The organism is Butyricicoccus sp., assembly GCF_977037065.1.
Map to the genome: position 1 here is coordinate 80,962 of NZ_CDRQNY010000002.1, position 24,072 is coordinate 105,033.

Below are 24,072 nucleotides of genomic sequence, written 5' to 3' on the forward strand. Positions count from 1 at the left end.
ATGAGTGAATTACAATTTACAGTTCCGGCAGAGCAATCCGGTAAGCGTATCGACAGCTGGCTGGCAGAGCAGATTGAAGGACTGACCCGTTCTGCGGCGCAGAATCTTCTGTCGGAGCAGGCAGTAAGCTGTAACGGTCAGCCGCTCAAGAAAAATTACAAGCTGGTCGGCGGCGAGGCGGTTACGGTTCAACTTCCGGAGTTAAAGGAAGTTGATCTCAAGCCGGAGAATATTCCGCTGGATATCGTTTATGAGGATGCGGATATTGTGGTGGTCAACAAGCCGCGCGGCATGGTTGTGCATCCTGCGGCTGGCAACTGGGATGGTACGTTGGTTAATGCATTGATGTACCACTGTGGTGACAGCCTGTCTGGTATTAACGGTGAACATCGACCGGGCATTGTGCATCGTATAGATAAGGATACCAGTGGTCTGCTCGTTGTGGCGAAAAATGACGCCGCACATCAGAGCCTGGCGGCTCAGATTGCGGCGCATACGGCATATCGCGGCTATGAAGCGATTGTGGTTGGTTCTGTTAAGGATGATACGGGAACGGTGGATAAGCCGATTGCCCGTCACAAGACGGATCGAAAAAAGATGGCAATCGTGGAAGGCGGACGGGAGGCAATCACGCATTATTCTGTCATCAAACGGTATAACGGCTACACACATATGGCGTTTCAGCTCGAGACCGGACGTACACACCAGATTCGTGTACATATGGCATCTATTGGTCATCCGATTATCGGTGATCCGGTGTACGGACTGAAAAAAGACCGGTTTTCCAATATCGGCGGTCAATGTCTGCATGCAGCGAAGCTGACGCTCACGCACCCGAAAACAGGGGAGCGGATGGAGTTTTCGGCATCGCTGCCACAATATTTTACTGAAGTTCTTGATAAATTGGAGCGTATGCAATGAAAAAGTTTAAGGGTATGCTGCTGGCCTGCGATATGGATGGTACGCTGCTCGATGATTCAAAGCAAATTCCGGCAGAAAATCTGCGTGCATTACAATATTTTACGAAACAGGGAGGACAGCTGTCGCTTGCGACCGGCCGTTCTCCTCATGCTATTGGCACATATATAGCTCAGTTGCCGGTCAATGCGCCATACAGTGTGATGAATGGTTCATTGATTTGCGATGAAAATCGACAGATTTTGCATTGTTCCGGTATGCCGTACGAGACGAAAGAAATGATTGAGCATGTATTATTAAAAAATTCACAATTTGGATGCGAGATTTTTACCGCCGAAACAGCGCTGATTCGTCAAATGAGCGATCACACGCTGCAGCACATGCGCAAGCTGCATTTAGATTATCAGATGCTTTCTAATGAGCAGTTTGCAAAAAGCGCAACTGCGGACTGGTGTACGGTCAATTTTACCGGTGAACCGACACCAATCACCGCACTGACGCAGGATTTACTGATTCGGTATCCGCATGTATTTGATGTGACATCCAGCATGCCGACATTCTGTGAAATCACAGCCGCGGGTGTGAATAAGGGTTCGGCTCTACGAAGTATTGTTGAATACTTACCGGACGTTGAACGTGTTTTTGCTATTGGCGATAGCTACAATGATGAATCCATGCTGCAAGAAGCTCAGATTTCGTTTGCACCAGCCAATGCAGAGCCGGAAGTGCTGCGAAATGTAAATGTGATGGTAAGTTCTAATAATGATTGTGCTGTGGCTGATATGATAGAGTATCTGGAGAAAATAGGATGAAAACAGTTAATTACTAATTGTTATTAGATAGATGGTTTGCTAATTATACAAAATCATTATTTTGTATAATTAGATTCCTATGTCTAAATTAGATTCTACACTACGAATGCCTACCTCGTCAACTGTTTTATACGGGTCATCGCTACGACATACCAGCCAATCACAAGTTACACCAAAAATGTCCCCCAGATTCAACAGGACGCTGGACGAAAATAATGTTTCGCCACGTTCCCAGCGATAGACCGTATCACGGCAGATACCGAGCGCCGAAGCAATTTTAAGCGTTGAAACACCGGAACGTCGCCTTGCTTCACGAATACGATTAGGATTTCTTCTCTTTCTGCGGCACATAGACCAGAATATTCCGCATGAAATGCAGCTTGCAGCGCTGCCATGAGGCGTCGGGAAAGGATTCACGAATTGCCGAAACCAGTCCGGCGTGTGCATCTGAAATGGATAAGCCTGGGCGTGGACAGACTACGGTCCTCCAGATTCTGAAACAGCACTTCATAGGAGCTCCCGGATTCTTCGGCCATAGATTCAACGGCAATGATATCCCTATGACCGTTTTCATCCACACCGCACACGATAAGTACCACCATGCTGACAATGCGCTGACTTTTCTCTGCTCCTAGCTGCTGGTCCACCTCGACCTCCATGAGCTCTATGCACAGTCATTCCAGCATACTCAGCATCGGATCCGGCTCCGTCACACATTTCCGTCACACATTGCAGTAGCAAAGGAGCCCTAAGGACCTGTCTATTTTCTGTTGTATATGTGATAGAAACCCAGTTGCCGCTTAATGGGCAACTGGGTTTTTCGACAGACTGTAAGCGGCTCATACAGAGCCGCTTATTTTAGTTATCCTGTATTCTTCAACCGAAACTGCTCAACCATCCGAATGAAATGCTGATGCACCGTCAAATCCTTATCTAATTCCGGATGAAATGCGGTCACGAGCATATTATCCTGCTGTGCAGCAACAATATTACTGTCAACAATGGATAGCACCTCGACATTATTTCCTACGCTCTCAATATATGGTGCGCGAATGAATGTCATCGGGATTCTCTCGATACTGCCAAACCGATCATCCGTGAAAAAACTGCCAAGCTGTCTGCCATAGGCATTACGCTTTACGCGAATATCCATCACACTGAAGCATGGTATGCCGCCATCAATCTGCTTAGCCAACAGAATCAGACCGGCACAGGTTCCGAATACAGGAAGTCCATTTTGAATCTGTTCACGCAGCGTATCATACAATTCCAGTTCACGCAAGAGTTTATTCATTACTGTGCTTTCCCCACCCGGAATAATCAAACCATTCATCGGCTGATCCAAATCGCGCTTCTGGCGAATTTCGAAGTGCGGTACGCCGAGTTTATCCAGCACTGCGGCATGCTCTGCGAAGGCGCCCTGCAGCGCCAGAATTCCAACTGCCATTTTACTTGCCTCGCTCTGCCATCAGCAATGCAATTTCGTTCTCGTTAATGCCAACCATTGCTTCACCCAGATCGGTAGACAGTTCTGCAATCAGCTTTGCATCGGTGTAGTTAGTAACCGCCTTTACGATTGCTGCAGCACGCTTTGCCGGATCGCCAGACTTGAAGATGCCCGAGCCAACGAATACGCCTTCTGCGCCAAGCTGCATCATCAGTGCTGCGTCAGCCGGAGTTGCAACGCCGCCTGCTGCAAAGTTTACGACCGGCAGTCGGCCATTTTCATGCACACTTCGGAGCAGTTCAACCGGAACCTGCAGTTGCTTTGCGGCCTCAAACAACTCATCCTCACGCAGATTCTGCACACGGCGAATCTCTGCGTTCATAGCGCGCATGTGACGAACCGCTTGTACAACATCACCGGTGCCTGGCTCACCCTTGGTACGGATCATTGCAGCGCCTTCAGCGATGCGACGCAGAGCTTCACCCAGATCACGCGCACCGCATACAAACGGAACCTTGAACTGTGTCTTATCAATGTGGTATACATCGTCCGCCGGAGACAGCACTTCACTCTCGTCGATATAGTCGATCTCGATTGCTTCCAGCACCTGTGCCTCAACAAAGTGACCGATACGGCACTTTGCCATAACTGGAATGGAAACCGCTTCCTGAATACCGCGAATCATCTTCGGGTCGCTCATACGGGAAACACCGCCTGCTGCACGGATATCAGCCGGAATGCGCTCCAATGCCATAACTGCACATGCGCCTGCTGCTTCGGCAATCTTTGCCTGCTCCGGTGTGGTTACGTCCATAATGACGCCGCCCTTCAGCATCTGGGCCAGTTCCTTGTTCAGCTTATATTGTACGCTCATGTCGTTCAGACTCCTTTGTTGTTTGGTGTATGAACGCATTATACGCCTAATCTGAATATGTTAAAATATTCAGATTATAATTATTTTATAATGCCAGTTTGCAAGAAATAAAGGAAAGCACGGTTTCTGTTTCTAAAACAAAATCCGTGCTTTATGCTGCTTATCAGCTGTTATATGCTGTATTTTCCTCATCAGTTACCGCGTTTGATGTATTTGGTGTGGCATTCAGATAAACTGTTGCACCTTCATCGATGCCCCAGAAAATTTCGGTATTGTTCGCATCTGAAACGCCGGTTTCCACCGCTACCAGCTGATAACCTTCGGGTGCTTCCATGCCGTCCGGAATCGGCAGTGTATCATCGAACGGAATTTCGTTGCCGTCCTTGTCGATGAGCGTTTTGGTGAATACACCCGTACTGCCATCCGCCGTGTGAACGATAGCAGAAGTCGGTACTATCAAGCAGCTGTCCGATTCGGCAACTGCAATTTTGTAATCGACCATCATGCCGCTGGAAATCGCCTGACCTTCGATAGAATCAACCGTGATAATTGTCTTAAAAGTCGTCAGACTGCCCTGACTGCCCGTGTTCTGACTCGGCTCCGGCGAAACCGAGTCAACCACACCGGTGAGCGGCAGCTCGGAACCATCCATCGTGTACATGTTCATTGTTACCGTCTGACCAGGCTCGACAGACTGCACTTCATCTGTCGTCAGCTCGGCCATAACAACGGTATCGTTCAGGTCGGAAACAACAACCAGAGGCTCGGTACCATCGGTCTCCTCCCCTTCTTCTGCGTTCAGTGAGGTGACAACGCCGTCAATCGAAGCCGTCATCGTAGCATCCAGAATCTCCTGCTGCAGCCTGAGAATGCGCGTCTGAATCTCGCTCACCTTGGCCTGTGCGGCTGCAGCCGTGCTCTGTGCAGCCGTGAGACTGCTTCGCGCGTCCGAAGTATCCGGCGCTGCAACATTGGAAATTGACATAATGACTGCACTGCTGCTGTATGTGCGGTTCGAGCCGTTATAGGCCGTGATTTCACCGCCGATCGGTGCCGTGATAACCTGCTCCTTGCTGTAGTCCAGCGTGCCCGAACCGGAAGAGAAAATCGTGCCGGCACTGTCACTGTTGATCGTTGCGGTAGCACTCGTTCCCTGCGCCAGTGCACCGGAAGGATTCTGCACGGTCAATACGACAAGGAAAGTACCTTTGCCGGAAGTGGAATCAATCGACGAAACCACAGCGGAAACCTGTCCGGCAGAGGTAGAGATCGTAGCCGTCTGACCGGCCTTGATATCTTTGGCATATTCCGAACTAAACTGTACAGCAAGCTGCATCTGGCTGTCGTTGACCATACGGCCGATGGTCTGATCTGCACTTACCTTCTGCCCTACCGCAAATGTGCTTGATGCGATAAACTTGCCGCTGAACGGTGCCGTAGCGCTGCTGTGGGTGTACTGGCTCTGTGCCGAGGCAATGCGGCTCTGTGCCTGCGTGATCGCTGCCTGTGCGTTGGTCAACCCACTCTGCGCGGCCGTGAATTCGGCCTGTGCCGCTGTCAGCTGTTCGCGGATTCCGGTCGGATCGACAACGACCAGTGGATCACCGGCATGCACCTCATCTCCCTCGGAAACCAGCACCTGAGAGATTTTGCCCTCAAGTCCCAGGCCAAGTTCTTCCGTGTTGCGTGCAGCCGTTTCACCGCTGCCCTCGATATAAATGCCAATATCGCCATAGGTAACGACTGCAGTCGTCGGAATCGTGTTTTCCGTACCGGTATTGCGCGACTGAATAACAGCAAATACCGAACCGCCGACCAGCAGAATAATCAATCCTGCTGCAATGATAACGCGGACGCACTTGCTTCGATTAAATCTTTTGCGAAAGGATTCAGCTAGCTGCTCTGCCTTCTCGTTTTTTTCGTCAGCATCAGCTTTTTCGGATGCTTCTTCCAGTGCAGTATTGTCCTCCGTCTGAACGGTCTTGTCAGCAGTGTTTTCTGACATCGACGGAAGCGTCTGTGTCTGCTCAAGCTCCTGTTCATGCTTGTGTTTGCCGAAGAACTTCTTCTTGTTCTGGCTCATATTTTGATGTTCCTTTCTATGCGCTGTTCCTGTAAAACAGAGCCGTGCCCGATCTTGAAAGTTATCTCTCGATCAGAGCCTGTAAAAAGTCATGTACTTTTGCGGGCAGTTCCTCCAGCGAACCGTCGTTGAGGAATTCCGCATCATAGGTATACGCTGCAACGCCGTCATCCGAGCGGTTGCCAAGCTGTCCGCGTGCCTGCTCAAGTGTCGGTCGACGCACGAGAATGGTCTTGCAGTTTACGCCTGCCGCCTGACGGAAGCGCTCGATTTCCTCCGGCTCCCGGATATGGACGAACAGCAGTTCTGCATCATTTTCAGCAAATATCTGCAACTGTTCTGTGCAGTAGCGGAACGGAAGGTCGTTGAATTCCGTACAGTCTGCCTTCAGCTGCGAAAGAAAACGGCGTGCCGCCGGTGTTTTGGTGCCGTCCCATCCGGCGGCTTTGGCCACCTGCAAAATGGGTGTGATGGACGAAATGTTCTGCACCTTCCAGCTTTGCGCGGCAGCACTGCATACGGTATCCTTGCCGACACCGCCGCTGCCGTTTATGATAAACACTTGTTTGGTCAAGTAAAAGTCTCCTTCAAATGCGCATTTCTATACACTATACATTTTAGCACAGCAAATCGACCTTTACAAGCGGACAGTCTTTACAATTCTGTTAAAAAAGCGTGCCTGTTTTTGGCAGGCACGCCCGATTTCACAGGATGATGCAAATGAGTCCTCCTGCGCTTTCATTGATGATCTTTTCCAGTGTTTCGCGGATTTTACCACGGGCATCATCCGGCATACGGCTCAATTTGTGCGACAGTTCCTCACGCACGAGTTCATTGAGCGACTTTCCGAAAATATTGGTCTCCCAAATCTTCTCCGGCTGTTCCTCAAACTCGCTGAGCAGATAGTGTACCAGTTCTTCCGACTGCTTTTCCGTGCCGACGATCGGATTGACCTCGGCTTTGATGTTGGCCCGCATCATATGGATGGATGGTGCAGAAGCCCGCAGACGCACACCATACCGCCCTCCCTGCCGAACGATTTCCGGTTCCTCGAGCGACAGCTCCTCCACCGACGGCATCACAATGCCGTAACCGGTCTGATATACCTGATCGAGCGCACCATGCAGCCGTTCGTACTGCTGTTTCACTGCAGCGAAATCCTCAAGCACACGAATCAAATCTGCGTCATCCCGCACCTGAATGCCGGTCTGCTCGCCGACAATGCCGTAGAATACGGTTTCCGGTACGTCCACATGCACGACCGCCGAGCCGCTGCCGAGCGCCATATTGTCCACGCTCGCCCGCTCGACGTATTCGTTCTCTTCGAGGGTACGGCATAGCTTCTGTACATCACGCATTTTCTCTCCGTCGGCGGCGGCTGTGCGAATGCACTGGTAAATGCTGTTCTGCACCGGATGATGCAGCGGCAGAGTACCGATATAACGCGGAAGGACAAAACCAATCTCGCAGACCGGAAATTCATACAGCACCTGCTGCAGAATATCCGCAATGCCGCTCTCATCCAGTTCAAGACAGTTCACCGCAATCGGTGCAATCCCGTACTGCGACTGCAGCTCGGCGCATACGCACTGTGCTGCTTCGCCGTTCGGCTCTGACGAGTTTACCAGCACGAGAAACGGCTTGCCGAGTGACTGCAGTTCCTCGATTACGCGTTTTTCTGCCGGTATATAGGCTTCACGCGGCAGCTCGGTAAAGCTGCCGTCGGTCGTCACCACCAGTCCGATGGTAGAGTGTTCACCGATAACCTTGTGCGTGCCGATCTCTGCCGCTTCGGCCAGTGTCATGGGTTCCTCCTGCCACGGTGTAGATACCATGCGCGGTGTATCTCCCTCCATGCCGCCGAGTGCGCCCTCTACCAGATAGCCTACGCAGTCCACCAGCCGTACCCGGCATGCGCCGCCTTCCGGCAGAGCGATTTCCGCCGCTTCTTCCGGCACAAATTTCGGTTCGGCAGTCATAATTGTCCGTCCGGTGCCAGACTGCGGCAATTCATCCCGTGCACGCTCCCGCTTGTAGGGATTCTCCATATCGGGCAGCACCATAGTCTCCATGAACCGCTTGATAAATGTGGATTTGCCCGTACGAACCGGACCGACAACACCAATATAAATATCACCGCCGGTACGGCTGCTGATTTGGTCGTAAATCTGGTTTTCCATTCTCTTCCCGCCTTTCAGTCCTGAATCGGAATCAGCAGCATGGCATTCTGCACACACTCTGCCTCTGCCGGCAAGTCATTTGCACAGCGGATGGCCTGCTCGGTCGTACCGCAGTTTTTGGCAATGTCCCATAGCCGTTCTTCGCCGGTGATTTGCCTGAGCACCAGTGTTACGCCGTTATGTCTGCTCTCCTTTGGCTTGATCTCCAGCGCAGAGATATAGCAGAACGTCACGCGCTCCTGTGTTGCAGCAGTGCCGTTTGCGTTGACAGTCAAAAGCAATCCGCGCTCACCCGCCGCTGTGGCGCGTGCTGAAAGTGTAAGATCTTCCGGCTCTCCGACTTCACTATACGGCATGGTCAGCGGTACAATACGCTGCACTGCGCAAAGCTGCTGTTCATCACTCAAATACAGCACACGAACACCGGCTTTGACCTGCAGCTCGCTCTCCGATACGCGCTTTGCGCCGCAGCAGACCGCCTGCGCGGCAATCACATGAGAAACATGCTGTGCAGTCTGCAAGGTCTCACTGCCTTCGGCGGTAAACGGCTGCGCGGACGGCATATTCTGCAATGCAGGATGTTCTGCCTGCGCAGCAAGCACCTTGCCGGGCAGATACATATCCTCGATGCAGCGTAGCTTGCGCTCCTGCCGCAGCAGTACTATTGCCTGTGCGCCGATGGTGCAGGACAACATGCCATCGGATTCCAATCGGCAGTCTGCCTCGGATACGGTCATATGAACTGCGGTCAGGGCGCCTTCTTCTGCTTCCGGCAACTCGAGAATCTGCGTGAACGGCGTGCTGTTGTTCAGTACGCGCACAGCATCATCCTCCTGCATGGCAAGACAGTGCAGTATCGCTTCACCTTTCACGATGATTCTGCCATGCATGGCGCGGCACTCGGATACCTGCATCGTGCAGTCGGTGTGCAGAAGGGACAGCTCCGCTGCATCCGCAAGCTGTATGTCGTCCAGTATTGTCACCGGATAACTGCGTACCTGCTCCAGCAGCGTTATGCTCTGCAAATGGCTCAGGCATTCTATGCTGTCCAGTTCGACCGATTCTGTCACGTCGCACTCTACTTTGCAGTAGCCTTCGGTTAAAAGGCAAAGCTGAACGCTGACGCACACCTTGCGGCTGTTCATAGCTTCGGCCTCTACCGCAGCAATGCGGCACACGGTGCTGCAGACAGATTCTGCCGAGACACCCTCGCATTCCTCAATATGTGCAAACGTGACCGGCACGGAGAGCCGACGCAGTTTACCGCCGTTTTCCGGTTCGTACAGTACGGTCGTCTGCACGGTGCCAGATACCAACAGGCGACCATTCTGCGGAGTCTGGTCCTTGATGACCGCCGTACCATACGCGCACACGATTCGTCCGATATCCGGAAACGTGTCCGGCACAATCGAATCCGCACTCTCTGTCGCCGCAGAGATATGCGCTAATTTCTTTTCGTAGTAGCAGATGCTTGTTTGATTCAGTTCCATTGATGCTGCCTCCTTTGGTTTCACCGCTGCTCCTGCATTACCATATGAAGCGCTTGCGTAAAATATGAGCAGATCGGTTTCGCTTTGCTGTCACATTTTCTATCCGAGCTGCTTATACTGGTAACAGGAGCGTGATGCGCTATGTTCTGCCGTGGTCAGGCGATCGGCCTTGCCGTATTTATGTTTGGAACAGGCTTGCTGCTAGGCAGTCTGCTCCCATCCTGTCTGCCGGTGTGGCTGATTGCACTGGCAGTGATCGCGGCAGGGCTGTTCCTGCTGCAGTGCTGAAGGAGGGTAAGGTATGATGAAGGTTGTTGTATGGAAAAGTCCCAAGTGCTTACGCGGGATCCTGTGCTGCCTGTTTCATGTAAACAGGGCATAAGAAAAAGCGCATTCGCAGATAAATCTCTGTGAATGCGCTTTTGGCTGTTTATGGAATTGTTACTTCTTTTCAGTCGTGCTGCCGAAGCCGCCGGTGCGTTCACCGTCAGCCTCATCGTCCACGGTGATACCGAACGGCAGGAAAATACCTTGTGCAAAGCCGTCGCCGGCGGCAACCGATAGGGTTTTGCCCTTGTGATCGTCGCTGGTCATCTTAATGAGAATGTGTCCTTCATTTTTAGCCTCAAAGTAGTCGCTGTCGATAATGCCAACCGTATTGTCAAGCTGCAGACGGTGACGGAAGCCCAGACCGGAACGCGGGTACAGGCTCAGCACCCAGCCGTCCTCGATCATAACGCGGATACCAGTCGGAATAAGGATGGTCTCATGCGGAACAAGCGTAAAGCTTTCCGGCGCAAAAAAATCATAGCCGGCAGAGCCTTTGGTCGCGCGGCGCGGCAGCCGGATGTTCTGATAGACCTTCTTGGCCTCATCCGCACTGCGGCGGGTAGCCGCGCACCAGTCACGGACAAACTGTTCCTCGGATACCTTGAAAAACTGTGCGATCTGTTGCATAATTCAGCACTCCTTTTTACTTATCGTCATGCAGGACGATATTGTTGGCCGCAAGCGTGCGCGGAACATCGATCACGCGCTGGTTGGCACTGCCGCGCCAGTGAAGCTGCGGATCGGCCTGCGCCTGTACAAAACGACCGTCGATCAGCACGTCAATCTGATCAAGAAACGGCAGCCACTTGATTTCCTCCCAGCGGTAGCCGGTATACAGCCAGATGGTCTTATCCGGAAACTTTTGCCGAATCTCGCGGCACAGCTCGCTGATCTCCTCGCGGTTTCCGGGGAAAAGCGGATCGCCGCCGGAAAACGTGATGCCGGAGATATAGTCCTTGCCAAGCTCGGTGAACAGCTCAGCCTTTGCTGCCTGATCAAACAGCAGACCGCCTTCCGCGTCCCATGTGATGGGGTTGTGACAGCCGGGACAGGCGTGTCCGCAGCCGGCCACCCACAGCACAACACGCAGGCCATCGCCGTTGAGCATATCGTCCTTGGTTATATTGTGATACTGCATTCGTGTTACATACTCTTTCTTTCAGCAATTTCGGCCATCTTGGCATCGTTCAGGCGCGTATCGCCCTTCACGCGAGAGTAGGAAAGATAGCCGTTCATTCTCTCGATTTTGGTAAGGTTGCGGCTGCCGCACTTCGGGCAGACGTCCATGGAAAGCTCCTCATGACCGCAGTCATCGCAGTACGCGAGTGAAAGATTGACACCCTCATAGAAGCCCTTTGCCATGGCGCGGCGCACCAGAGAGCGAATCGCCTCATGGTTGTAGTCAATCGGGTACTTGACATACTGGATCTTGCCGCCGTTGCACAGATTCCAGAAACGCCCCTCAAGATCCTGCTTCTGAATCGGTGTCAGGTCCTCGGTAACGTGGCAGTGGAAGCTGTTGGAGACATACGGACGATCGGAAACACCCTCGATGATGCCGTATTTCTTGCGGAACTGCTCGACCTGCAAACCGCACAGACTCTCTGCCGGTGTACCGTAGATAGCATACAGATTGCCGTCCTCGTTCTTGAACTGCTCGACCTTATCGTTGATATACTGCAGTGTTTCGAGGGCAAACTGACCGTCCTCGGCAAGCGATTTACCGTTGTACAGTTCCTGCAGCTCGTTGAGTGCAGTAATGCCGAACGATGCGGTAGCGGTTTTCATGATCGGCTTGATCTTGTCCGACGGCTTGAGATGTCCGCCGTAGAAGCCGCCCTCGCAGTACGCCAACGGATTGGTAGATGCACGCATCTCCCCCAGGTATGCATAGGTGCGGATGTGCAGCTTGCGGATAAGCTCCAGATAGTAGTCCAGCACCTCGCGGAACGGACGGCTCTCCTGCTGTGCCTTAGCGTAGATCATCGGCAGGTGCAGCGATACCGCGCCAATGTTCCAGCGACCGACAAATACCGGCTTGTCGCTCTCATCAGCGGGCTTCATGCCGCCGCGCTCGTACCACGGAGACAGGAACGCGCGGCAGCCCATCGGACTGATGATCGCGCCGTACTTCTTATACATACTCGGCACATAGCCTTCACCGGTCAGCGACAGCCAGTCCGGATACATCGCACGGGACGAGCACAGGATACCGGCTTCAAATACATCCTCGAGCAGCTTGCCGGGACCGTGCAAGTTCTCATCGTACAGGAATACGATCTTTGGGAACAGGACCGGCTTTTTCTGGCCTTTTTTGCCCTGCCCCTTGCGGCGTACATTCAGCATGGTAATGGAGGCCAGCTTGGCAAAACGACCGGTGCCGGTTCCCATTGTCATGGTGATGAACGGATAGTCGCCGCGGCTGGATGCTACCGTGTTGAACTTGTACTCCCAGCCCTGGAAGCCCTGCTCAAAGTCGTTGAGAATGTCCGCCATAACTTCCTTCTCGACCGTATCAGCATCCAGTCCCAGACGAGTATACTTCTCGGTCAGCATTTTGTAGCTGCGCTCGGCATACGGCTCGAGCAGCAGATCGACCGACGGCACGGTAAAGCCGCCATACTGCTGGCTTGCAGCGGAAAGCACGATATCACCGATCACGTCAAATGCAACATTAAGTGTTTTCGGCTCGTTGTACCACAGATTGCCCATCTCAAAGCCGTCCTTGAGGACACTCGCTACATCAAACAGGCAGCAGTTCATGGTATCGCGGCGTGCCGACATATCGTGGACGTAAATGTAGCCGTCCCGACAGGCCTGCAGTTCCTCGGTGTTCATAAAGAACTTCTGGTATAGCTCCTTGTTGAGCTGATTGAAGATCAGGCTGCGCTTAGTGGAGACCAGCGCAGAATCCGTGTTGGAATTTTCCTTATCGCCGATATACATGATAGACTGGCTTTTCTGGTATACGCTGTCCAGCATGCCGACAAAATCCTGCTTATAGTTGCGGTAGTCGCGGTAGCTTTTGGCAACCTCCGGCTGCACCGACTCAAGTGCAGACTCAACGATGTTGTGCATTTGCCAGATCTGAATCTCGGTCATGTGATGGTCACGGATATAACCCTCGACATGATTGCAGATCGACTTCAACTCATCCTCTGTAAAGTTGTAGAGGACACGGTTTGCCGACTTATTGACGGCGATAACAACCTTCTGGATGTTAAACGGTTCTTTGGTGTGATCCTTTTTGACAACTCGAACCATGTGTTGTTCTTCCTCTCTAAATTTCATACGTTCATCATTATATCATATTGTCCGATAAAAAGCGAACAAAAAAGCACTGCTGTTTACAGGCAAAGCGTAAAAGTGCATACCCATATATCATGTGCCGCTATTGCATTGTACCATACAAGATATAGATTTGGAAGGATAAAATTCGACAAAAATATCATACATATTTTTGCGAAAATAATTCTTTGCACAAAATCGTCGGTTTTGCTTGCGGGTCTGCCGACTATCCTCTATAATAGATGTAGCGATCCTGACAGTAAGCCTCTGCGTCCGCAGATTCTGCATGAAAGGAGCCGTCCATATCGTATTGCAGCGTTTCTTGCACGGAAGCGCCGTTTATATCTGTATCGGACTGCGTCTTTCAGAGGACGCAGTTATTTTTTATTCCGAGGTGTTTTTATGCAAACAAGAGTTGCCGTCATGGGAATCGTGGTAGAGAACACGGATTCTGTGGAACGGCTCAATACCCTGCTGCATGAGTACGGCAGCTATATCATCGGGCGCATGGGTATTCCCTATCGAGCGCGCAATATCAACATTGTGTCCATCGCCATTGATGCGCCGCAGGATGTGATTTCAGCTTTGTCCGGCAAAATCGGCAATCTGGACGGCATCAGCGTCAAGACCGCGTACTCCAATGTGCAGAGCGATGAATAAGGAGAAGCAGCTCATTGACCGGCTGGAAGCGCAGCACAGCCTGTCAATAGAGGAATACGAATATCTAATCGAAAACCAGAGCGATGAACTGGCAGCCTATGCCGCAGAGAAAGCGGTTGCCTTACGAAAGCAGGTATACGGTACGGATGTGTACATTCGCGGACTGATCGAAATCGGCAATATCTGCCGCAACGACTGCTATTACTGCGGTATCCGGCGTTCCAATCCTGCGTGTGACCGCTATCGACTGACCGAGGCGCAGATACTGGACTGTGCCCGGGAAGGTTATGCGCTCGGCTTCCGCACTTTTGTCATGCAGGGCGGCGAGGACAGCGCATTCTCAGTCGATGTGGTTTGCCATCTGGTACGACAGATCAAAGCCGAGTTTCCGGACTGTGCAGTAACGCTGTCGCTCGGAGAGTTCCCTCGTGAAGCCTATCAGGCGATGTTCGACGCAGGCGCGGACCGTTATCTGCTCCGTCACGAAACCGCCGATAAGGCGCATTATGAAAAGCTGCATCCGTCCTCCATGTTGTTCGACAACCGTATGCGCTGCCTGCACGATTTGAAGGACATCGGCTACCAGACCGGCTGTGGCTTTATGGTCGGCTCGCCGTATCAGACGGCGCGGACACTCGCTGAGGACTTAAAGTTCATCGAAGAATTTCGGCCGGAGATGTGCGGTATCGGCCCGTTTATTCCGCAGAAAGACACACCGTTCCGCGATTTTCCGGCAGGAACGTGCGAGCAGACGGTGTATCTGCTGTCACTGCTGCGGCTGATCCAGCCGAATTTGCTGCTGCCCGCCACAACGGCGCTCGGCACCATCCGACCGGACGGCCGCGAGCGCGGACTACAGGCTGGTGCAAACGTAGTGATGCCCAATCTGTCTCCGCTTGGGGTGCGAAAAAAATATGCACTGTACGACGGCAAACTATGCACCGGCGAGGAGGCTGCACAGTGCATCGGCTGCCTGTCGCGCCGTGTGGCGTCGGTCGGCTGCCGGATTGTTACCGCACGCGGAGATATTATCCGATAAGTGATACATTTTAAGGGACTCTGACGGAAAGAGTAATCTTCTGACCGCAAGATAAGAAAGGAAAACGAAAAAAATGGCTCAGTACAACCCGAAATCACTCCATGCAGAGGAGTTTATCAACCATGAGGAAATCCTTGAAACGCTGAAATACGCCGAGGAGAACAAGCACAACATCGAGCTGATTGACAGCATTCTGGAAAAGGCCCGTCCGCAGAAGACCGCCACCGGCGTACACTGTGCCGGTCTGACGCATCGCGAAGCCTCCGTGCTGCTGGCCTGCGATATTCCCGAAAAGATCGAGCAGATGTATCAGCTGGCCGAGGAGATCAAGCTGGCGTTCTACGGCAACCGTATTGTTATGTTTGCGCCGCTGTATCTGTCGAATTACTGCGTGAACGGCTGCGTTTACTGTCCGTATCACGCAAAAAACCGCCATATCACTCGCAAAAAGCTGACGCAGGAAGAGGTTGCCCGCGAGGTTATCGCACTGCAGGATATGGGTCACAAGCGCCTTGCCATCGAGGCCGGTGAGGACCCGGTCAACAACCCGATCGAGTACATTCTCGAGTGCATCAACACCATTTACTCCATCAAGCATAAAAACGGTGCAATTCGACGTGTCAACGTCAACATTGCGGCGACCACAGTCGAGAACTACCGCAAGCTGAAGGACGCCGGCATCGGCACTTACATTCTGTTCCAGGAGACCTATCACAAGCAGAGCTACCTCAAGCTGCATCCGGCAGGTCCGAAGCACGATTACGACTACCACACCGAAGCAATGGATCGCGCGATGGACGGCGGTATCGACGACGTTGGTCTGGGTGTTCTGTTCGGTCTGGAGATGTACAAGTACGAGTTCGCCGGTCTGCTCATGCACGCCGAGCATCTAGAGGCTGTACACGGCGTTGGCCCGCATACTATCAGCGTGCCGCGTATCAAGCGCGCGGACGATATTGACCCGGATGTATTCGACAACGGCCTGAGTGACGAGCTGTTTGCAAAGGTTATCGCGTGCATCCGCATTGCCGTGCCGTACACCGGCATGATCATCTCCACCCGCGAGAGCCAGCAGGTGCGTGAGCGGGCGCTTGGTCTGGGTATTTCGCAGATCAGCGGTGCTTCCCGTACCTCGGTCGGCGGCTATGAGGAAGAGGAGCGTCCGCACGACTCTGAGCAGTTTGATGTATCCGATCAGCGCTCGCTCGATGAGGTTGTTCACTGGCTCATGCAGCTTGGGTTTATTCCGTCGTTCTGCACCGCCTGCTACCGTGAGGGGCGCACCGGCGACCGTTTCATGAGCCTGTGCAAGAGCGGCCAGATCCTCAACTGCTGCCACCCGAACGCATTGATGACACTCGCGGAGTATCTGGTCGATTACGCAAGCGAGGACACCAGGCGCGTCGGCATGGAGCTGATTCAGGAGGAACTTAAAAAAATTCCGCGCGATAAGGTACGCGAAATTGCAGCCGAGCATATCAAGGATATCTGCAGCTCCAACCGCCGTGATTTCCGCTTCTAAGGAGGGTTTCCTATGGGACTGAACGCACAGCCCTCCGGCGAGCGCGTACACATCGGCTTTTTCGGCCTGCGCAATGCGGGCAAATCCAGCGTGGTAAACCGCGTGACCGGACAAACACTGTCCATTGTTTCCGATGTCAAGGGCACGACCACCGATCCGGTGCAGAAGGCGATGGAACTGCTCCCTATCGGTCCGGTGGTTATCATTGACACACCGGGCATTGATGATGAGGGCACGCTCGGTGAGGAACGTGTCCGCCGGGCGCTCCGCGTGCTGGAAAAGACGGATATTGCGGTTCTTGTCACGGACAGCACGCGCGGTTTGCAGCCTGCCGAGCAGGAGCTTATCGAGCTGTTCCACAAGCGGGAGATTCCGTTTGTCATCGCGCACAACAAGGCGGATTTGACTTCGGTTCCTGCCGCCATGCCGGAAAACGAGATTTACGTCAGCGCAGCAGCCGACAGCAACATCCGCGAACTCAAGGAACTGATCGCACGAGCCGTCAAGCCGACCGAGCCGGAAAAACGTCTGGTTGCTGACCTGCTTGCGCCGAATGACACAGTCGTACTGGTCGTGCCGATCGACTCAGCCGCACCGAAAGGCCGGCTGATCCTGCCGCAGCAGCAGACCATCCGCGATATTCTGGAAGCAGGCGCAATTTCGCTTGTCACCCGCGAAACCGAGCTGACCCGCACGCTGGAATCCCTGCGTGAGCCGCCGAGGCTGGTTATCACGGACTCGCAGGCGTTCGGCATTGTGGACAAGCTGGTGCCGAAAAATGTCCAGCTGACCTCGTTCTCCATCCTGTTTGCCCGATACAAAGGCAATCTGCGGCAGGCGATTCTCGGTGCTGCACAGCTGAATTCTTTGCAGGATGGCGATACTGTGCTCATCTCCGAAGGCTGCACGCATCACCGCCAGTGCGGCGATATCGGCACGGAAAAACTGCCGAACTGGATTCGCAGGTTTACCGGCAAGGATGTGCAGTTCTCATTTACCGCGGGTAATGAGTTTCCTGAGGACGTGAGCAAGTACGCACTTGTCGTGCACTGCGGCGGCTGCATGCTGAACGAGCGGGAAATGCAGTATCGTCTGCGGCACAGCGCCGAGCGGAATGTGCCGATGACCAACTATGGCATTGCCATTGCTCATATGCACGGCATTCTCGATCGTGCGCTTGCTCCGTTCCCTGATCTGCATCAGGCATGGAGCAGCACCGCAAAAGGATAAAACATGGGGCGCGCTGAAAACAGCGCGCAAGAAAAGACGAGTAAGTTTCTCCGAATGGGGTTTGCTTACTCGTCTTTTTGCTTTAGATTATGGTGTGAAACAACACCGGTGCAGTGTAAATGAGCGCAGGGGCAAGAAGCCTTCTTCGGCCTTTCGTCCCTGTGTTCTTTGCGCTTTTTTCTGATTACATTTTGAAAGATTGAAATGCTTGATCTGCACCGAGAATGCGTCGCAGTTCACGCATGCCGGTTCTCCCAATTCGCAATGCGGTGCTGCAGCGGACCGGAACCGTGACCAAGATCCAGCTTGAAGTCAATGCAGGCGGTCAGATACCGCTTGGCCCGCTTGACGCTGCCGATGAGCGACACGCCCTGTGCCAGTCCGCATGCGATTGCACTGGATAGCGTGCAGCCGGTACCGTGCGTGTTCGGGTTGTCAATACGCGGCGCGGGAAGCCAGTGCATTTCTGTGCCGTCAAACAGCAGATCATCTGCGCAGTCTGCCAGATGACCACCCTTGACCAGAACGGCGCCGCCGGTCTTGCCGACGATTTCGCGTGCTGCCTGCTCCATATCTTCACGATTGGTGATGTTATGGCTGCAGACAGCAGCTGCCTCATGCAGATTAGGCGTTACCAAGGTGCACAGCGGGAACAGCTCCTCCTGCAGAACCTTTGCCGCATCGTGATGCAGCAGCTCGGTACCGCTTGAGGACATCATTACCGGGTCGAGTACGATATTCTTGGCGTGGTACGCCTTCAAGCGCTCCGCTACTGTGTGAATAATCTCTGCGTCATACAGCATACCGACCTTGATAGCATCCGGGCGAATATCGTCAAACACACAGTCAATTTGCTTGCCAACCAGTTCAGCGGAAACCGGCTGCATACCGAATACGCCAGTGGTATTTTGTGCGCACACGACAGTGATAACGGCCATGCCATACACGCCGAAGGCTTCAAAGGTTTTCAGGTCGGTCTGAATACCTGCGCCGCCTGTCGGGTCGGTGCCTGCAATGCTGAGAACGGTTTTCATGTTAGTTTTCCTCCAATCCTGTGCCGTCAAAGGCGGGAATAAAGCTCTCGCTGATGGATTCATCTTGCTGAAAAAAGCCGCCGAGTCCAAGCTCACCGAACAGCGTACAGGCATCTGCGTACTCCTCTGCGGTGATGGTGCGGTCAAGCTCGGGATAATCCTGCATATCAAACGGCGTGTACTGCCGCATAAGACTGACAAGCACGCTGTCGCCCCATCGAGAGGCGATATCCCGAAGTACCTGCGCGGTGTCGCCGGCCAGTCCGGGCAGCATCAAATGCCGGATGACGGTGCCGCGCTTCAGCAGGCCATTTTTATCAAACTGCGGTGCACCTGTCTGGCGCACCATTTCATCAATAGCCGGAACGGCGAACTCACGGTAATCCTCCGCATGCGAGTACAGACCTGCGTAGTAGCTGCTGTAATACTTGTAATCCGGCAGATAGATGTCAATGTGACCATCGAGCAGCTGCAGCGTTTCCACCTGCTCATATCCGCTGGAATTGTATACAATAGGAAGCGAAAGCCCCCGTTTTCGGGCAATTTGCAGCGCTTCGATAATTTGCGGCACATAATGGGCGCCGGTAACAAGGTTGATGTTATGCGCACCTTTTTTCTCCAGAGAGAGAAAGGTTTTCGCCAGTGCGTTTACCGTAATGTTCTGTCCCTCGGCCTCTCTGCGGCTGATCTTGCGATTTTGGCAGAACACACAGCCGAGCGAGCAATGGGAGAAAAACACCGTGCCCGAGCCATTTGTACCCGAAATAGGCGGCTCCTCCCACATATGCAGCGACGCGCGTGCGGCTTCGATTTCAACGCCTGCACCGCAGGCTCCGCGGTTCTTTGTGCGGTTTGCGCCGCAGGCGCGCGGACACAGCTGACAGTTCTTAAGCATATCGGTCAAAATAATCCCTCCGATACGGTATATTATATCGTATTTTTGGCTGGAAATAAAGTAGGGAAATGTGATATAATAAACACTACGGCTTTGGAACGTATAGAATTTTCGCGCGGATCAAAATCGTGTCTTTTATTAAACAGAAATACGAGTAGAAATATAGGAGATGCAATATGAAGGTTTCTCAACTTTTGAATCAGGATAAAGTAACCCTTTCTTTTGAGGTATTCCCGCCCAAGACCAACAGCAGCTATGAGTCTGTCGCGCACGCAACGCAGGAAATTGCGGCATTGCGTCCGGACTTTATGAGCGTTACATACGGTGCAGGCGGCGGCACGAGCGAACACACTGTCAACATCGCGGCAGATCTCAAGAAGAAGTATGATGTTACCGTTCTGACCCATCTGACCTGTGTTTCCTCTACCCGTGAGCACGTTGCAGCGATGGTAAAAAAGTATAAGGATGCCGGTATCGAGAACATTCTTGCACTGCGCGGTGATATTCCGGAGGGCGGTGCTCCGCATTCTGACTACCACTATGCCGCTGAGCTGGTACGCGATATCAAGTCGCAGGGCGATTTCTGCGTCGGCGGCGCCTGCTACCCGGAGGGTCACGTTGAGGCAGCCAATAAAACCGAGGATATTCTGCACCTCAAGGAGAAAGTAGACGCAGGCTGTGAGTTTCTGACTACGCAGATGTTCTTTGATAACAACATCATGTACAACTTCCTGTACCGCATTCGAGAAAAGGGTATTACGGTTCCGGTTGTTGCGGGCATTATGCCGGTGACGAATGTCAAGCAGATCAAGCGTATCACTTCCATGTCCGGCACCTACCTGCCCGAACGCTTCAAGGCCATCGTTGACCGTTTCGGTGACAATCCGGCGGCTATGAAGCAGGCAGGCGTTATCTACGCGACCGAGCAGATCATCGACCTGATTGCAAACGGCGTCAACCATATCCATGTTTACTCGATGAACAAGCCGGAAATTGCCGCAGGCATTCAGTCCAGCCTGTCGGAGATTCTCAAGTGATTGAACTGGATAGATCGGAAGCCATTCGCTACATGGGCTATCACGGCACGCAGCCGGATGAGGCAGTGCAGGCCAGCCTGACACGATGCGGTGAAGCACTGCAGCAGGCGGCGGAACCCAAGTCGATCTACCGTGTGTTTCCGCTGCAGCATATTGACGCGCAAACGCTCGAGATCGCAGATGTACAAATTCACAGCAAAAATCTGGCACGTAATCTGCAGGGTTGCAGCGAGGTCTGTCTGATGGCAGCAACGCTCGGCATCGGACCGGATCGCCTGATTGCCCGCGCGTCTGCAGTCCGGATGAGCGACGCGGTGATCTATCAGGCGGCGGCAGCGGCCATGGTCGAGACCTATTGCGATGAGGTCAACGAATGCATCCGGCAGGAAGCCGCTCAGCGCGGCATGTACTGTCGGCCGCGATTCAGCCCCGGCTACGGCGACTTTCCGATCGCACACCAGCGGGATTTCAGCCGCCTGCTGGATACGCCGCGCAAGATTGGCTTGACCGTGACTGAAAGCTGTCTTCTGGCACCTATCAAGTCGGTAACGGCGGTAATCGGTCTGTCTGAAACACCGCAGCCGTGTCACCGCAAGGGCTGTGAGGAATGCGGCAAGACGGATTGCGCTTACAGGAGATGAAAAGAATGAAACTGACCGAACGACTGGGAAAAGAATGGATATTTTTCGATGGCGGCATGGGCACCATCCTGCAGGAGCACGGCTTAAAAGCCGGTGAACTGCCGGAAACATGGAATCTGTCCCATCCGGATGAGATTATCGCGCTGAACCGCAGCTACTTTGAAGCCGGCTGTGATGTGGTGAACACCAACACTTTCGGTGCAAATGCCCTCAAATATCCGGATAACCTGCAGGAAATCGTGCAAGCTGCGGTTTCGCATGCAAAAACCGCGCGTCAGCAGGCAGGCCGAGAGGATGCCTATATCGCGCTTGACATCGGCCCGACCGGCAAGCTGCTCCAGCCGATGGGCGATCTGCCGTTTGAACGGGCGGTTGAGCTGTTCGGAGAAACCATTCGCATCGGTGCGGCGGCGGGCGCAGACCTCGTGCTCATCGAAACCATGAGCGACAGCTACGAGGCTAAGGCGGCTGTGTTGGCTGCCAAGGAAAACTGCGATCTGCCGGTGCTCGTAACGCTGATTTTCGACGAAAAAGGCAAGCTGCTGACCGGCGGCACGGTGGATTCCACGGTTGCCATGCTCGAGGGCTTGCGCGTAGACGCGCTCGGCGTTAACTGCGGTCTTGGTCCGAAGCAGATGCACCCGATCATCGAGCGTCTGACGCAGGTCAGCTCACTGCCGATCATCGTCAACCCAAATGCCGGTCTGCCGCGCAGCGAAAACGGCAAGACGGTATTCGATATCGCGCCTGCTGAGTTTTCCGACCTGATGGAAGAAATCGCGGGCATGGGCGTGCAGGCGCTTGGCGGCTGCTGTGGCACTACGCCGGAGCATCTGCGGCTGACCATCGAAAAGTGCCGTAAGGTACCGTTCCGACCGCCGGTAGCCAAGCGCCGCACGGTGGTCTCCTCGTTCTCGCAGGCCGTGGAGATCGGGCCGAAGCCGGTTATCATTGGTGAGCGTATCAACCCGACCGGCAAGAGCAAATTCAAGGCAGCTCTGCGCGAGAATAACATCGAGTACATCCTCGGTGAAGGCATGGCGCAGGAGGACAGCGGCGCACATATTCTTGATGTCAACGTCGGTCTGCCTGAAATCGACGAACCCGTGATGATGGAGCGCGTTGTTACGCGCCTGCAGAGTGTTATCGCGCTGCCGCTGCAGATTGATACCTCGGATACCATCGCAATGGAGCGCGGCATGCGCCTGTACAACGGCAAGCCGATGATCAATTCGGTCAGCGGCAAGATGGAAAGCATGGAAGCTGTGTTCCCGCTTGTACGCAAGTATGGCGGTGTTGTTGTTGGTCTGGCACTGGATGAAAACGGCATTCCGTCCACGGCAGAGGGCCGCATCCGGATTGCAAAGAAGATTTACGATACAGCGGAGAAATACGGTATTCCGCATGAGGATATCGTGATTGACGGTTTGGCGATGACCATTTCGTCGGACAGTGGTTCGGCTCTCGTAACGCTCGAAACGCTGCGCCGCATTCGTGATGAGCTGCACGGTCACTCGATTCTCGGCGTGTCGAACATTTCGTTCGGTCTGCCGCAGCGTGAGATTGTCAACTCGAACTTCTTCACAATGGCGATGCAGAGCGGTCTGTCCTGCGCGATCATCAACCCGAATAACGAGGCGATGATGAGGTCGTACCGTTCCTATCTGGCGCTGGCCAATCTGGATGAGCAGTGCGCAGGCTACATTGCGGCCTACGGCAACCAGCCGGCAGCGGCGGCTCCTGCAGCAGCAGGCAGCACGGCGATGCCGCTCGCGGAGAGCATTGAACGCGGCTTGCGTGAACGTGCGATTGACGCGGCAAAGGAAATGCTGCAGACGGTTCCGCCGCTCGAGGTTGTCAACAACGAGCTGATTCCGGCGCTTGATCGCGTCGGCAAGGGATTCGAGAAGGGCACCGTGTTCCTGCCGCAGCTGCTCATGAGCGCAGAAGCGGCCAAGGCGGCTTTTGAGGTCGTAAAGGACGCGATGAAGGGTGAGAGCCAGCAGATCAAGGGCAAAATTATTCTTGCGACCGTCAAGGGAGATATTCACGATATCGGCAAGAATATTGTCAAGGTTTTGCTGGAAAACTACGCCTATCAGGTGCTTGATCTCGGCAAGGACGTTCCGCCCGAGGTGATCGTTGATACCGCTATCAAGGAAGATGTTCCGGTGGTCGGCCTGAGTGCACTGATGACGACGACGGTTGTCAGCATGGAAGAGACCATTAAGCAGCTGCGTGAGAGAAAACCGGGCACCAAAGTCGTTGTCGGCGGTGCCGTGCTTACGCAGGAATACGCAGATTCCATCGGCGCGGACTGCTACGCGAAGGACGCTATGGCAACCGTGCATTATGCGGATTCCGTATTTGGCGTATAAGATAAGGAAAAGAGACTGTATCACCGATACAGTCTCTTTTTTATAAAATTAAGCGGCGTCTTCGAGTTCTTCAAGCGCCTCCTGTTTGGTGTCGGCAGAGAAAAGAAACGCGCCGGTTCCGTCATATACTTCAATGTGTCCGTTTACATATTCGAGAGTGCAGTTCATCTTGCGCATCCCCTTTCCTTTTGTTGTACATAGTATAACAAAAGGA

At 53.4% G+C, this 24,072-nt stretch carries 24 protein-coding genes; 10 read left to right on the top strand and 14 right to left on the bottom strand.

Annotated features, from left to right (window positions below):
• Together ACWVX6_RS01245 and ACWVX6_RS01250 are read left to right on the top strand one after the other, a co-directional pair.
• On the top strand, positions 1-921 hold the full coding sequence (locus tag ACWVX6_RS01245) for an RluA family pseudouridine synthase (protein ID WP_455152119.1): 921 nt from the start codon (positions 1-3) through the stop codon (positions 919-921).
• Positions 918-1,730 (top strand): Cof-type HAD-IIB family hydrolase, encoded by an 813-nt coding sequence (locus ACWVX6_RS01250; RefSeq protein WP_455152120.1) that lies wholly within the window; start codon positions 918-920, stop codon positions 1,728-1,730. Before ACWVX6_RS01245 ends, ACWVX6_RS01250 begins: the two co-directional genes overlap by 4 nt.
• Before the next feature lie 69 nt (positions 1,731-1,799).
• Here ACWVX6_RS01250 and ACWVX6_RS01255 read toward each other — a convergent pair whose 3' ends face one another.
• The 9 genes from ACWVX6_RS01255 to ACWVX6_RS01295 form a co-directional block, all read right to left on the bottom strand.
• Complete coding sequence (locus ACWVX6_RS01255; protein WP_158580247.1) at positions 1,800-2,081, bottom strand: helix-turn-helix domain-containing protein; 282 nt, start codon at positions 2,079-2,081, stop codon at positions 1,800-1,802.
• The gene (locus ACWVX6_RS01260; protein WP_455152165.1) at positions 2,053-2,223 is read right to left on the bottom strand and encodes a transposase; all 171 of its coding nucleotides are present in this window, start codon (positions 2,221-2,223) and stop codon (positions 2,053-2,055) included. The genes ACWVX6_RS01255 and ACWVX6_RS01260 overlap by 29 nt, the downstream gene beginning before the upstream one ends.
• The gene (locus ACWVX6_RS01265; RefSeq protein ID WP_118761215.1) at positions 2,144-2,389 is read right to left on the bottom strand and encodes a transposase; all 246 of its coding nucleotides are present in this window, start codon (positions 2,387-2,389) and stop codon (positions 2,144-2,146) included. The genes ACWVX6_RS01260 and ACWVX6_RS01265 overlap by 80 nt, the downstream gene beginning before the upstream one ends.
• A gap of 203 nt (positions 2,390-2,592) precedes the next feature.
• On the bottom strand, positions 2,593-3,177 hold the full coding sequence (gene pdxT / locus ACWVX6_RS01270; RefSeq protein WP_118761214.1) for a pyridoxal 5'-phosphate synthase glutaminase subunit PdxT: 585 nt from the start codon (positions 3,175-3,177) through the stop codon (positions 2,593-2,595).
• Between the two features lies 1 nt (position 3,178).
• Positions 3,179-4,051, bottom strand: a complete 873-nt coding sequence (pdxS, locus tag ACWVX6_RS01275; RefSeq protein WP_110436780.1) for a pyridoxal 5'-phosphate synthase lyase subunit PdxS — start codon at positions 4,049-4,051, stop codon at positions 3,179-3,181.
• A gap of 163 nt (positions 4,052-4,214) precedes the next feature.
• Positions 4,215-6,134 carry an HlyD family efflux transporter periplasmic adaptor subunit gene (locus tag ACWVX6_RS01280; protein ID WP_455152121.1) on the bottom strand — a complete coding sequence of 640 codons (1,920 nt, stop codon included), beginning with the start codon at positions 6,132-6,134 and terminating at the stop codon, positions 4,215-4,217.
• 61 nt (positions 6,135-6,195) lie between these two features.
• Positions 6,196-6,708 (bottom strand): nucleoside/nucleotide kinase family protein, encoded by a 513-nt coding sequence (locus ACWVX6_RS01285; RefSeq protein ID WP_118729857.1) that lies wholly within the window; start codon positions 6,706-6,708, stop codon positions 6,196-6,198.
• Between the two features lie 130 nt (positions 6,709-6,838).
• Positions 6,839-8,314, bottom strand: coding sequence for a stage IV sporulation protein A (gene spoIVA, locus ACWVX6_RS01290; protein ID WP_455152122.1), 1,476 nt, complete (start codon positions 8,312-8,314; stop codon positions 6,839-6,841).
• A gap of 14 nt (positions 8,315-8,328) precedes the next feature.
• The gene (locus ACWVX6_RS01295; RefSeq protein WP_455152123.1) at positions 8,329-9,804 is read right to left on the bottom strand and encodes a DUF3794 domain-containing protein; all 1,476 of its coding nucleotides are present in this window, start codon (positions 9,802-9,804) and stop codon (positions 8,329-8,331) included.
• Positions 9,805-9,945: 141 nt separating this feature from the next.
• Between ACWVX6_RS01295 and ACWVX6_RS01300 the strand changes: the two genes are divergently transcribed.
• A complete protein-coding gene (locus tag ACWVX6_RS01300) occupies positions 9,946-10,092 on the top strand; it encodes a hypothetical protein (protein WP_158557213.1) in 147 nt (48 codons plus the stop codon).
• 153 nt (positions 10,093-10,245) lie between these two features.
• Here the strand turns inward: ACWVX6_RS01300 and ACWVX6_RS01305 are convergent, their stop codons facing one another.
• Genes ACWVX6_RS01305 through nrdD form a run of 3 tightly spaced genes read right to left on the bottom strand, consistent with a single transcriptional unit; the run spans position 10,246 to position 13,398 of the window.
• Complete coding sequence (locus ACWVX6_RS01305) at positions 10,246-10,761, bottom strand: dCTP deaminase/dUTPase family protein (protein WP_118285774.1); 516 nt, start codon at positions 10,759-10,761, stop codon at positions 10,246-10,248.
• 16 nt (positions 10,762-10,777) lie between these two features.
• Positions 10,778-11,272, bottom strand: a complete 495-nt coding sequence (nrdG, locus tag ACWVX6_RS01310; protein WP_119189370.1) for an anaerobic ribonucleoside-triphosphate reductase activating protein — start codon at positions 11,270-11,272, stop codon at positions 10,778-10,780.
• Positions 11,273-11,277: 5 nt separating this feature from the next.
• Complete coding sequence (nrdD, locus tag ACWVX6_RS01315) at positions 11,278-13,398, bottom strand: anaerobic ribonucleoside-triphosphate reductase (protein WP_118480065.1); 2,121 nt, start codon at positions 13,396-13,398, stop codon at positions 11,278-11,280.
• Between the two features lie 426 nt (positions 13,399-13,824).
• On the opposite strand from nrdD, the gene ACWVX6_RS01320 reads away from it, so the two are divergent.
• The 4 genes from ACWVX6_RS01320 to hydF all read left to right on the top strand — a co-directional run bounded on the left by ACWVX6_RS01320 (position 13,825) and on the right by hydF (position 17,873).
• Positions 13,825-14,082 carry a TM1266 family iron-only hydrogenase system putative regulator gene (locus ACWVX6_RS01320; RefSeq protein WP_110436788.1) on the top strand — a complete coding sequence of 86 codons (258 nt, stop codon included), beginning with the start codon at positions 13,825-13,827 and terminating at the stop codon, positions 14,080-14,082.
• Positions 14,075-15,121: a [FeFe] hydrogenase H-cluster radical SAM maturase HydE gene (gene hydE, locus ACWVX6_RS01325; protein ID WP_455152124.1), complete on the top strand. Its 1,047-nt coding sequence runs from the start codon at positions 14,075-14,077 to the stop codon at positions 15,119-15,121. Before ACWVX6_RS01320 ends, hydE begins: the two co-directional genes overlap by 8 nt.
• Before the next feature lie 73 nt (positions 15,122-15,194).
• Positions 15,195-16,643, top strand: coding sequence for a [FeFe] hydrogenase H-cluster radical SAM maturase HydG (gene hydG / locus ACWVX6_RS01330; protein WP_117488055.1), 1,449 nt, complete (start codon positions 15,195-15,197; stop codon positions 16,641-16,643).
• Positions 16,644-16,655: 12 nt separating this feature from the next.
• A complete protein-coding gene (gene hydF / locus ACWVX6_RS01335; RefSeq protein ID WP_455152125.1) occupies positions 16,656-17,873 on the top strand; it encodes a [FeFe] hydrogenase H-cluster maturation GTPase HydF in 1,218 nt (405 codons plus the stop codon).
• A 236-nt stretch (positions 17,874-18,109) separates the two neighbouring features.
• On the opposite strand, the gene thiD is transcribed toward hydF, so the two are convergent.
• Both thiD and ACWVX6_RS01345 read right to left on the bottom strand, forming a co-directional pair.
• Positions 18,110-18,907, bottom strand: coding sequence for a bifunctional hydroxymethylpyrimidine kinase/phosphomethylpyrimidine kinase (thiD, locus tag ACWVX6_RS01340; RefSeq protein WP_455152126.1), 798 nt, complete (start codon positions 18,905-18,907; stop codon positions 18,110-18,112).
• A gap of 1 nt (position 18,908) precedes the next feature.
• Positions 18,909-19,802 (bottom strand): radical SAM protein, encoded by an 894-nt coding sequence (locus ACWVX6_RS01345; protein WP_455152166.1) that lies wholly within the window; start codon positions 19,800-19,802, stop codon positions 18,909-18,911.
• 176 nt (positions 19,803-19,978) lie between these two features.
• On the opposite strand from ACWVX6_RS01345, the gene metF reads away from it, so the two are divergent.
• The 3 genes from metF to ACWVX6_RS01360 are packed head-to-tail and all read left to right on the top strand — an operon-like array spanning position 19,979 to position 23,858.
• On the top strand, positions 19,979-20,839 hold the full coding sequence (gene metF / locus ACWVX6_RS01350; protein ID WP_118359370.1) for a methylenetetrahydrofolate reductase [NAD(P)H]: 861 nt from the start codon (positions 19,979-19,981) through the stop codon (positions 20,837-20,839).
• Positions 20,836-21,480, top strand: a complete 645-nt coding sequence (locus tag ACWVX6_RS01355) for a vitamin B12 dependent-methionine synthase activation domain-containing protein (RefSeq protein ID WP_455152127.1) — start codon at positions 20,836-20,838, stop codon at positions 21,478-21,480. Before metF ends, ACWVX6_RS01355 begins: the two co-directional genes overlap by 4 nt.
• Positions 21,481-21,485: 5 nt before the next feature.
• On the top strand, positions 21,486-23,858 hold the full coding sequence (locus tag ACWVX6_RS01360) for a homocysteine S-methyltransferase family protein (RefSeq protein WP_455152128.1): 2,373 nt from the start codon (positions 21,486-21,488) through the stop codon (positions 23,856-23,858).
• The last annotated feature ends 214 nt before the right edge of the window (positions 23,859-24,072 follow it).

Excerpts from the sequence above, each read along its gene's own strand:
- nrdD (WP_118480065.1), bottom strand. The coding sequence starts at position 13,398 with ATGGTTCGAGTTGTCAAAAAGGATCACACCAAAGAACCGTTTAACATC.
- ACWVX6_RS01320 (WP_110436788.1), top strand. The coding sequence starts at position 13,825 with ATGCAAACAAGAGTTGCCGTCATGGGAATCGTGGTAGAGAACACGGAT.
- thiD (WP_455152126.1), bottom strand. The coding sequence starts at position 18,907 with ATGAAAACCGTTCTCAGCATTGCAGGCACCGACCCGACAGGCGGCGCA.
- pdxS (WP_110436780.1), bottom strand. The coding sequence starts at position 4,051 with ATGAGCGTACAATATAAGCTGAACAAGGAACTGGCCCAGATGCTGAAG.
- ACWVX6_RS01250 (WP_455152120.1), top strand. The coding sequence starts at position 918 with ATGAAAAAGTTTAAGGGTATGCTGCTGGCCTGCGATATGGATGGTACG.
- ACWVX6_RS01345 (WP_455152166.1), bottom strand. The coding sequence starts at position 19,802 with ATGCTTAAGAACTGTCAGCTGTGTCCGCGCGCCTGCGGCGCAAACCGC.
- ACWVX6_RS01300 (WP_158557213.1), top strand. The coding sequence starts at position 9,946 with ATGTTCTGCCGTGGTCAGGCGATCGGCCTTGCCGTATTTATGTTTGGA.
- hydF (WP_455152125.1), top strand. The coding sequence starts at position 16,656 with ATGGGACTGAACGCACAGCCCTCCGGCGAGCGCGTACACATCGGCTTT.
- spoIVA (WP_455152122.1), bottom strand. The coding sequence starts at position 8,314 with ATGGAAAACCAGATTTACGACCAAATCAGCAGCCGTACCGGCGGTGAT.
- ACWVX6_RS01255 (WP_158580247.1), bottom strand. The coding sequence starts at position 2,081 with ATGTGCCGCAGAAAGAGAAGAAATCCTAATCGTATTCGTGAAGCAAGG.
- ACWVX6_RS01265 (WP_118761215.1), bottom strand. The coding sequence starts at position 2,389 with ATGGAGGTCGAGGTGGACCAGCAGCTAGGAGCAGAGAAAAGTCAGCGC.
- pdxT (WP_118761214.1), bottom strand. The coding sequence starts at position 3,177 with ATGGCAGTTGGAATTCTGGCGCTGCAGGGCGCCTTCGCAGAGCATGCC.
- ACWVX6_RS01360 (WP_455152128.1), top strand. The coding sequence starts at position 21,486 with ATGAAACTGACCGAACGACTGGGAAAAGAATGGATATTTTTCGATGGC.
- ACWVX6_RS01245 (WP_455152119.1), top strand. The coding sequence starts at position 1 with ATGAGTGAATTACAATTTACAGTTCCGGCAGAGCAATCCGGTAAGCGT.
- hydG (WP_117488055.1), top strand. The coding sequence starts at position 15,195 with ATGGCTCAGTACAACCCGAAATCACTCCATGCAGAGGAGTTTATCAAC.
- ACWVX6_RS01305 (WP_118285774.1), bottom strand. The coding sequence starts at position 10,761 with ATGCAACAGATCGCACAGTTTTTCAAGGTATCCGAGGAACAGTTTGTC.
- ACWVX6_RS01295 (WP_455152123.1), bottom strand. The coding sequence starts at position 9,804 with ATGGAACTGAATCAAACAAGCATCTGCTACTACGAAAAGAAATTAGCG.
- nrdG (WP_119189370.1), bottom strand. The coding sequence starts at position 11,272 with ATGCAGTATCACAATATAACCAAGGACGATATGCTCAACGGCGATGGC.
- metF (WP_118359370.1), top strand. The coding sequence starts at position 19,979 with ATGAAGGTTTCTCAACTTTTGAATCAGGATAAAGTAACCCTTTCTTTT.
- ACWVX6_RS01280 (WP_455152121.1), bottom strand. The coding sequence starts at position 6,134 with ATGAGCCAGAACAAGAAGAAGTTCTTCGGCAAACACAAGCATGAACAG.
- hydE (WP_455152124.1), top strand. The coding sequence starts at position 14,075 with ATGAATAAGGAGAAGCAGCTCATTGACCGGCTGGAAGCGCAGCACAGC.